At 42.7% G+C, this 7,201-nt stretch carries 9 protein-coding genes; 7 read left to right on the forward strand and 2 right to left on the reverse strand.

The genetic code is table 11. The annotated features are described in order from the left end of the window. Window positions 1-217: 217 nt before the first annotated feature. The gene (locus GB992_RS01215; protein ID WP_161000884.1) at window positions 218-442 is read left to right on the forward strand and encodes a hypothetical protein; all 225 of its coding nucleotides are present in this window, start codon (window positions 218-220) and stop codon (window positions 440-442) included. 123 nt (window positions 443-565) lie between these two features. Here the strand turns inward: GB992_RS01215 and GB992_RS01220 are convergent, their stop codons facing one another. Beyond that, window positions 566-1,672 (reverse strand): M24 family metallopeptidase, encoded by a 1,107-nt coding sequence (locus GB992_RS01220; protein ID WP_161000885.1) that lies wholly within the window; start codon window positions 1,670-1,672, stop codon window positions 566-568. A gap of 209 nt (window positions 1,673-1,881) precedes the next feature. On the opposite strand from GB992_RS01220, the gene ccpA reads away from it, so the two are divergent. After that, a complete protein-coding gene (ccpA, locus tag GB992_RS01225; RefSeq protein ID WP_161000886.1) occupies window positions 1,882-2,883 on the forward strand; it encodes a catabolite control protein A in 1,002 nt (333 codons plus the stop codon). A gap of 38 nt (window positions 2,884-2,921) precedes the next feature. On the opposite strand, the gene GB992_RS01230 is transcribed toward ccpA, so the two are convergent. Beyond that, window positions 2,922-3,377 carry a hypothetical protein gene (locus GB992_RS01230; protein ID WP_161000887.1) on the reverse strand — a complete coding sequence of 152 codons (456 nt, stop codon included), beginning with the start codon at window positions 3,375-3,377 and terminating at the stop codon, window positions 2,922-2,924. A 136-nt stretch (window positions 3,378-3,513) separates the two neighbouring features. Between GB992_RS01230 and GB992_RS01235 the strand changes: the two genes are divergently transcribed. From GB992_RS01235 to GB992_RS01255, 5 genes are all read left to right on the forward strand, one after another. Continuing rightward, window positions 3,514-4,296 (forward strand): S66 family peptidase, encoded by a 783-nt coding sequence (locus tag GB992_RS01235; protein WP_161000888.1) that lies wholly within the window; start codon window positions 3,514-3,516, stop codon window positions 4,294-4,296. A gap of 179 nt (window positions 4,297-4,475) precedes the next feature. Further along, complete coding sequence (locus GB992_RS01240; RefSeq protein ID WP_238331019.1) at window positions 4,476-4,790, forward strand: S66 peptidase family protein; 315 nt, start codon at window positions 4,476-4,478, stop codon at window positions 4,788-4,790. Between the two features lie 126 nt (window positions 4,791-4,916). Beyond that, a complete protein-coding gene (locus GB992_RS01245; protein ID WP_161000889.1) occupies window positions 4,917-5,660 on the forward strand; it encodes a YebC/PmpR family DNA-binding transcriptional regulator in 744 nt (247 codons plus the stop codon). 140 nt (window positions 5,661-5,800) lie between these two features. Beyond that, window positions 5,801-6,799, forward strand: a complete 999-nt coding sequence (comGA, locus tag GB992_RS01250; RefSeq protein ID WP_161000890.1) for a competence type IV pilus ATPase ComGA — start codon at window positions 5,801-5,803, stop codon at window positions 6,797-6,799. A 64-nt stretch (window positions 6,800-6,863) separates the two neighbouring features. After that, entirely contained in the window at window positions 6,864-7,121 is a 258-nt protein-coding gene (locus GB992_RS01255; protein ID WP_347877364.1) for a type II secretion system F family protein, read from the forward strand. The last annotated feature ends 80 nt before the right edge of the window (window positions 7,122-7,201 follow it).

Consider the following 7,201-nt stretch of genomic DNA (forward strand, 5'->3'; position numbering starts at 1 on the left):
AACCAGCGACCGCTTAAAATACTCGACTGGCAAACACCGTATCAGGTTATGCTGACAAATTTGTCCAAAAATTCGGATTAAATTTGCAATCTACCATTTAATCAAAAATGCTTCAGTTCACGCCAACGTGAATTGAAGCATTTTTGTTGAGCTGATTGTTTTGTATTAGCGATATGAGTAATTGTATAATAAGAAAAAGATTAACGGAGGTGCTAATATGAAGCCATCGTTTTATCCAACACATTATGTTAGTAGCATTGTTGTATTGGCCTGGCTCATTGTAATGGCGGTTAATCGTGCTATGGCGGGTAATCTCAGTTTAATGGGCAGTTTGTTGTTGCTATTTGGTGTGGCAGTGCTACTTGTCCTTATTATCGTTAACCTTGTTAATCTATTTAAATGGCGACGCAAGTCCTGGCATCCTGGTCCAAGACTTTATTAATGAGGCACGGTGAGTCTAATACGTTGAGAGAAAAAGCCACTGATAATTCCGGATAACGTTTCGGAATTATCAGTGGCTTTTAGAAACCTAAATTTTAACAACAAGTGTGATGCGCTTGCTAGATTAACCGACGTAAGTTAAGTCTTTGCTAGTGTGAGTGAATGGTTCACATCCATCGGCGGTAATGTGGACACAATCTTCAATCCGAACACCAGCGACGTCGGGAATGTAAATTCCAGGTTCAATTGAGAAGCACATGCCTTCCTTCAGCACCAGATCATTGCCTTCCATGATGCTTGGAAATTCATGCTCAGATTGCCCCATACCGTGACCGAGACGGTGAATAAAGTATTCTCCGTAGCCAGCTTTACTGATAATATCACGCGCAACCTTGTCTAACTGGGCGGCGGTAATACCTGGTTTGGCGGCGTCCATGGCAGCCAACTGGGCCTCTAAACAAACTTTGTAGATATCTGCTTGTTTGTCTGACAGTTTGCCAAGAGCGACAGTTCGTGAGGCATCTGAGATATAGCCTTCGTGAACAGTTCCTAAATCAAACAGAATGAGTTCGTTATTTTCAATTTTGTTGGCACCAGTTGCACCGTGTGGTTCAGCGGCATGTGCACCAGCTTGGATTAGGGTATCAAAACTCATGTTCATCACGCCGCGCTTCATTAACGCGTATTGTAATTCAGCAGCGACACGTTGTTCAGGGACGCCGGCAGCAACAGCCTTAAAGCCAATTTCAAAAGCGTAGTCAGCTTCAGCACCAGCAGCGTTAAGCAACTCAATCTCATGTGGTGTTTTGATGACGCGCAAGTTAGCAATGTAATCTGTAGCGTCCAAGTCAAACATTGCGTCAGGGAACTGTTCGTGCATTTTATTGAATCGCTCAATGGTTAAGTTACCCATTTCAATGGCCCATTTAGCAGGTGAAGAAGTGCGGGCCTTAATTTGGTCGGCAATCATTGCATAGGCATTTTCGTGATCTAAGTAACCGTACACACCGTATGGCCAGCCAGTGTCCTTGACGGCCTCAACTTCCAAAGCAGGACAGAATAAGAAAGGATCAGCATCTGGAAAAACGAACAGGGCCAGTACCCGTTCGATAGGGTCTGATCCGAATCCTGTTAAATACTGAATTGTTTGAAAGTTGCTAAAGTAGCCAAGATCCATTCCTTGTTTACCAATCCATTGCTGGACTTGCTTGAGTTGTGAATAATCTGCCATAACTTCGCCTCATTTTTCATATTAATTTGTAAAATCAAATGTAAAACCAGTATATCACACCAGTGGCTTCTGACTTGCAGACCACAAAGGTTTGATTTATATTAAAAGTAAGCGGTTTCATGATTGCTTTCATTTTAATGCTCTGTTATATTTAACAGGTTATGAAAACCGATGAAAACAAATTAAATTAGTAATGAAAGGGTATAACAATGGATAAACAAACAGTCACGATTTATGATGTTGCCCGTGAAGCAGCAGTTTCAATGGCTACGGTTTCACGGGTTGTTAATGGCAATCCCAATGTTAAACCAGCTACACGGCAGAAAGTTTTGGATGTGATTGATCAGCTTGATTATCGTCCAAATGCGGTTGCACGTGGTTTGGCTTCTAAAAAGACAACAACGATCGGGGTTATCATCCCAGATTTAACAAATTCGTACTTTTCTGAATTAGCACGAGGAATTGATGACGTTGCTTTGATGTACAAGTACAACATTATTTTGGCTTCCTCCGATGAAAACCATGATAAAGAATTACAAGTTGTGGATAACTTGACCGCTAAGCAGGTGGATGGGATTATTTTCATGGGTAACCAAGTAAGCAAAGATTTGCGTGATGCCTTTAACCGGGCAAATGCACCAATCGTATTTGCTGGATCAGTTGATCCTGAACACCAGTCACCATCCGTCAATATTGACTATGTTGCTGCAGTAACTGACGCTGTTGCAAAGCTGGTTAGTCGTGGTAACAGACGCATTGCGTTTGTAACGGGATCAATGGATGAAAGTATCAACAAGGATTACCGTTTGAAGGGTTATAAGCAGGCTTTGAGTAGCAAACGAATTGGCTATGATGAAGGCTTGGTTTTCCAAACAGATTATTCGTATAAGGCAGGGTATGCATTGGCTAAGGCATTGCAAGATGTTAAGGCAACTGCTGCATTCGTTGGTGACGATGAATTAGCTGCAGGAGTATTAAACGGTCTGACCGACGCGGGCGTTAACGTGCCTGAAGATTTTGAAATCATCACAAGCAACGATACGCGCTTTACAGAGATCTCTCGCCCAACGATGAGCTCGATTACGCAACCGCTTTATGATATCGGTGCTGTATCCATGCGCTTGTTAACTAAATTGATGAACAATGAAGAAATTGGCGATAAGACGGTTGTTCTACCTTATGGTTTGAAGAAGCGTCAATCAACTAAGTAATGGTATAAAAATAGAGCTCGCGCTTTTTTGCGCAAGCTCTATTTTTGTTTTTTAGGCGATCGATTTCGTTTAATTGTGAAGTCAAAGGTAGCCAATTGGGACATTTGATCAGCTAGTGATTGCTGAATTGTTTTAGCCATGTCATCAGTCTGCTCACTGAGAAATTGGTTAATCGCCTGCTCGTAATGATTATGAACTGCTTCATTACGAGCGTGCCAGTTAATTTTCTCAAAGGCAGGTAAAACTTGCTGATTGATTGGTAATATACCCAAAGTAAGCCAAACGGCTAGAATAGGGTAACCTGCGTAACCTTGCCAATATGTGGCATTGTCGTTACTACTGAACGTTTGTGCATCATCACTGCTAATAACCGTGTAATGCTGAGCGTTATCACTAGATGTTATTTGCCAGTGGGTTTCATCAAGTTGTTGGACACGTTGATCTGCAATGGCCGAATAGGCTTCATATAATTTCGCAATTGGTGGTTGTTTCATGATGGGCTTCCCTTCTTTCATTACATTGTACGTCATTTGTCTATATTATGTGGCTTATGAAAACTTGTGAAACTCATGTTAATCGATTCAGCAAAGGTTCATAATGATGCTATTCTAAAACAAGGTGGTGGGCCAAATGATTAAACCGGCTCGATTAAAACGTGGTGATCATATCGCTGTCGTCAGTTTATCTGGTGGCGGACTCGGCGAGGCAGATTTCCATCATGAATTAGTCTTAGGAGAACGCAGATTGCGCGAACTTGGTCTAGAACCCGTGTACATGAGACATACGTTAAAGGGGACTCAGTTTCTTCGTAACCATCCTGAGGAACGGGCGGCAGATCTTAAACAGGCGTTTTTTGATGACTCAATTCAGGGAATTATGTCTGCCATTGGCGGGGATGACACATATCGATTATTACCTTTCCTCTGTGAAGATGAAGCGTTTATTCGGCAAGTGAGGACACATCCCAAAGTCTTTTTAGGATTTTCCGATACGACAATCAATCATTTAATGTTTTATGAAATGGGATTAGCAACATTTTATGGACCGAGTTTTCTGGCGGATTTTGCCGAATTAGGCCCGGAAATGTTGCCATATACCAAACATGAATTTGAACGTGTTTTTAAAAATCCAGTCATTTCGAAGATAAATAGCAGTGATCGCTGGTATGACAGTCGTCAGGATTTTTCGGCTACCTCAGTTGGCATTTCTTTGACAGAACATGTGGAAAAACGCGGTTACATAGTCCTTAGGGGACACGGCGTCATTCGGGGTCGACTTTTGGGTGGCTGTTTGGATAGTTTTTATGATTTATTGACCGAAACGCGGTATGTCGGTGACTCATTAGTGGCCGCAAAATATCAAATTATCCCGCAGGCTACTGATTGGCAGAACAAAATTTTATTTATCGGGTAGATTGTAAAATTAATCCGAACGCTGTTCGGACAAAAAAGATCAGCTTCCTTTAAAATGGTGTTTACCACAAACCCATCTTTTAGGAGCTGATCTTTTAACCAGCGACCGCTTAAAATACTCGACTGGCAAACACCGTATCAGGTTATGCTGACAAATTTGTCCAAAAATTCGGATTAAATTTGCAATCTACCATCGAGACAAGTGAGGAAAAGCCCAAGCCGTCCCTTTATGAAAAAATGCGTTTGAAGCTTGACCAAGTTGGCATTTTAAAGGCAGTAAAGGGAATTTTGGTTGGTAAACCACAAGACGAAGCGTATTTTGAAGATTATCAAAAACTAATTATTGCCGCTACTGCTGAGTATCAAACACCCATTTTGTTCAATATGAACTTTGGTCACGCCTATCCACGTACAGTGTTACCATATGGGGCTTTAGCTAGTATTGACTTAGATGCCGCTACAGTGACGATTGAGGAACCGTATTTCAGCAGATAAAAATAAGTATCAGCCCGAGACCGGTGATTATCTGGCTAAACGATTGAACCGACCGCGGCCCAGTGGTATAGTATATAAGGTTATTTTTGCTCAAAAATCATACTAACTATCAAAGGAGTGCTGAACATGTCAGGACATTCAAAATGGCATAATATTCAGGGCCGTAAAAACGCCCAGGATTCCAAGCGTGGAAAAATTTTCCAAAAAATATCACGTGACTTATACCAAGCCGCAAAAACTGGTGGTGCCGACCCTGACGGAAACGCACAACTACGGTTAGTCATGGAAAAAGCACGTGCTGCTAACATGCCTAAAGACGTTGTTAAACGTGCCTTGGACAAAGCGACTGGCGCTGGTGGTCAAAAGTTTGAAGAAATCACTTACGAAGGTTACGGCCCTGGTGGTACTGCCATCATGGTTGCTGCTTTGACAGATAATAAAAACCGAACTGCTTCGGCAATTCGTTCTGCCTTCACTCATCATGGTGGTGCATTAGGGGCCTCAGGCTCTGTGGCATTCATGTTTAACCGCCGTGGGTACATTGTAATCCTACGTGACGGTTTGGATGCTGATGAGGATACCATGTTAATGGACGCACTGGATGCCGGTGCTGACGACATGAATACGACTGATGATGCATTTGAAATTTACACGGATCCAACACAATTGGCCGCAGTTCGTGATGCCCTACAAGAAAAGGGCTTTGATTTGGATACTGCCGAAATTACAATGATTCCGGAAAATGTAACCAAGGTTCCAAGTGACAAGGCTAAACAATACGTCAATTTGATTGATGAATTGAGTGACAATGACGACGTTTCAGATGTCTATGAAGCAGCTGAAGTTGCGGACGAGGATCTTGCTGAATAGGCGCTTTCAAAACTTGAATTAAATAGTGCAAGCTAAGACATGATTCTTTTTGAATCATGTCTTTTTTTGTCCTTTTTTTGACAGCGGCAAACAACGGGGTCACTTTTTGCGTATGTAAAGGGTATGAAAGGAGTGATGAGATGCAACCAGCAGAAAAATTGAGGCATACACTGACTCAGGCAATTGCTAAACATGCAAGTGATGTGTATTTTTTTCCAAAGTTTCAGGGTTACGAGATTGTCTGCCATACGGTCACCGGAATTGAAAAAATGGGGGAGTTGAGTTGTGAGCAAGCAGAACAACTTATTGCATACGTTAAGTATGAGGCGAATATGTCAATTAGTGAACGCAGGCGCCCACAACTGGGAGCACTACACGTTCGAGTTGATAAGGTGCAAGTTCACCTGAGACTTTCGACGGTCGGGGATTTTCAAGACCGTGAGTCGATGGTGATCCGAATTATTTATGCTTTGGCGGAGGTGAGTCATGCAGTTCGGCAAAATAAACAGTGGCCAGCAATTCGTGGACTCACAAATTCGGCCGGACTAGTTGTCCTTAGTGGTCCGATGGGCTCTGGAAAAACAACCACAATCTATCAATTAGCACATGAACGGCAAACGGACTCAGTAGTGCTGTCAATTGAGGACCCGGTAGAAATCGAAGAGCCCGATTTTTTGCAATTACAAGTGAACGAACTTGCTGGCATGACCTATGATGCACTTTTGAAGTTAGCGCTACGACATCGACCAGATGTTTTTATTATTGGTGAAATTCGGGATGAGCAAACGGCACGGGTAGCAATCAAGGCGGCTTTGAGTGGCCATTTAGTGTTATCGACAGTCCACGCTCAAAGTGCACTTGGCGTCGTTGGCCGGTTAACACAGTTGGGCATTGCCAAAAACGACTTAGAACAGGCAATTGCAGGAGTATGTTATCAACGATTGTTACCGGGGCGGCAACAGCCGGTGACAATATACGACTGGTTAACACGTGAAGAATTATTTAGTGAAGCCAGCCCATTTTTCAATGGTCAACAAAAGAAAACACAAATGACAAGGAGGTGGCATGATGCGCTCAGAGTAGCAGTTGACGACGGTTCGGTGGCCCCTGAGGTGGCTCAAAGATATCAGGCTGGCTAGTTGGGGCAATCGTGGAGCATTACGGCAACTGTCAGGACCACAGACTGCACAATTATTCAGTCTAATGGCTGACGTATTAACCGCAGGGTTTTCATTGCGTGAAGGATTAAATTTTGCACGAGTGATGCTGCCCAAAATGCATCAAACAATCGCAGACATTCAGCATCGACTGGCCCAGGGGATTCAGTTTGCTGAGGCAATGCGTCCGTTTGTTTCTGTAGACTGCTTTTATCAAATAAAAATTGCTGAAGAAAATGGCGAATTGATTTCAGTTTTGACGAATCTGGGTAATTTTTGGCTGTTAGGTAGATTGCAAATTTAATCCGAATTTTTGGACAAATTTGTCAGCATAACCTGATACGGTGTTTGCCAGTCGAGTATTTTAAGCGGTCGCTGGTTAAT

Origin of the sequence: Furfurilactobacillus milii, from assembly GCF_009863985.1 — a bacterium.
GTDB classification, from domain to species: Bacteria; Bacillota; Bacilli; order Lactobacillales; family Lactobacillaceae; genus Furfurilactobacillus; species Furfurilactobacillus milii_A.

Coding starts and splice junctions, on each gene's coding strand:
- GB992_RS01215 (WP_161000884.1), top strand. CDS start 218: ATGAAGCCATCGTTTTATCCAACACATTATGTTAGTAGCATTGTTGTA.
- GB992_RS01220 (WP_161000885.1), bottom strand. CDS start 1,672: ATGGCAGATTATTCACAACTCAAGCAAGTCCAGCAATGGATTGGTAAA.
- ccpA (WP_161000886.1), top strand. CDS start 1,882: ATGGATAAACAAACAGTCACGATTTATGATGTTGCCCGTGAAGCAGCA.
- GB992_RS01230 (WP_161000887.1), bottom strand. CDS start 3,377: ATGAAACAACCACCAATTGCGAAATTATATGAAGCCTATTCGGCCATT.
- GB992_RS01235 (WP_161000888.1), top strand. CDS start 3,514: ATGATTAAACCGGCTCGATTAAAACGTGGTGATCATATCGCTGTCGTC.
- GB992_RS01245 (WP_161000889.1), top strand. CDS start 4,917: ATGTCAGGACATTCAAAATGGCATAATATTCAGGGCCGTAAAAACGCC.
- comGA (WP_161000890.1), top strand. CDS start 5,801: ATGCAACCAGCAGAAAAATTGAGGCATACACTGACTCAGGCAATTGCT.
- GB992_RS01255 (WP_347877364.1), top strand. CDS start 6,864: ATGGCTGACGTATTAACCGCAGGGTTTTCATTGCGTGAAGGATTAAAT.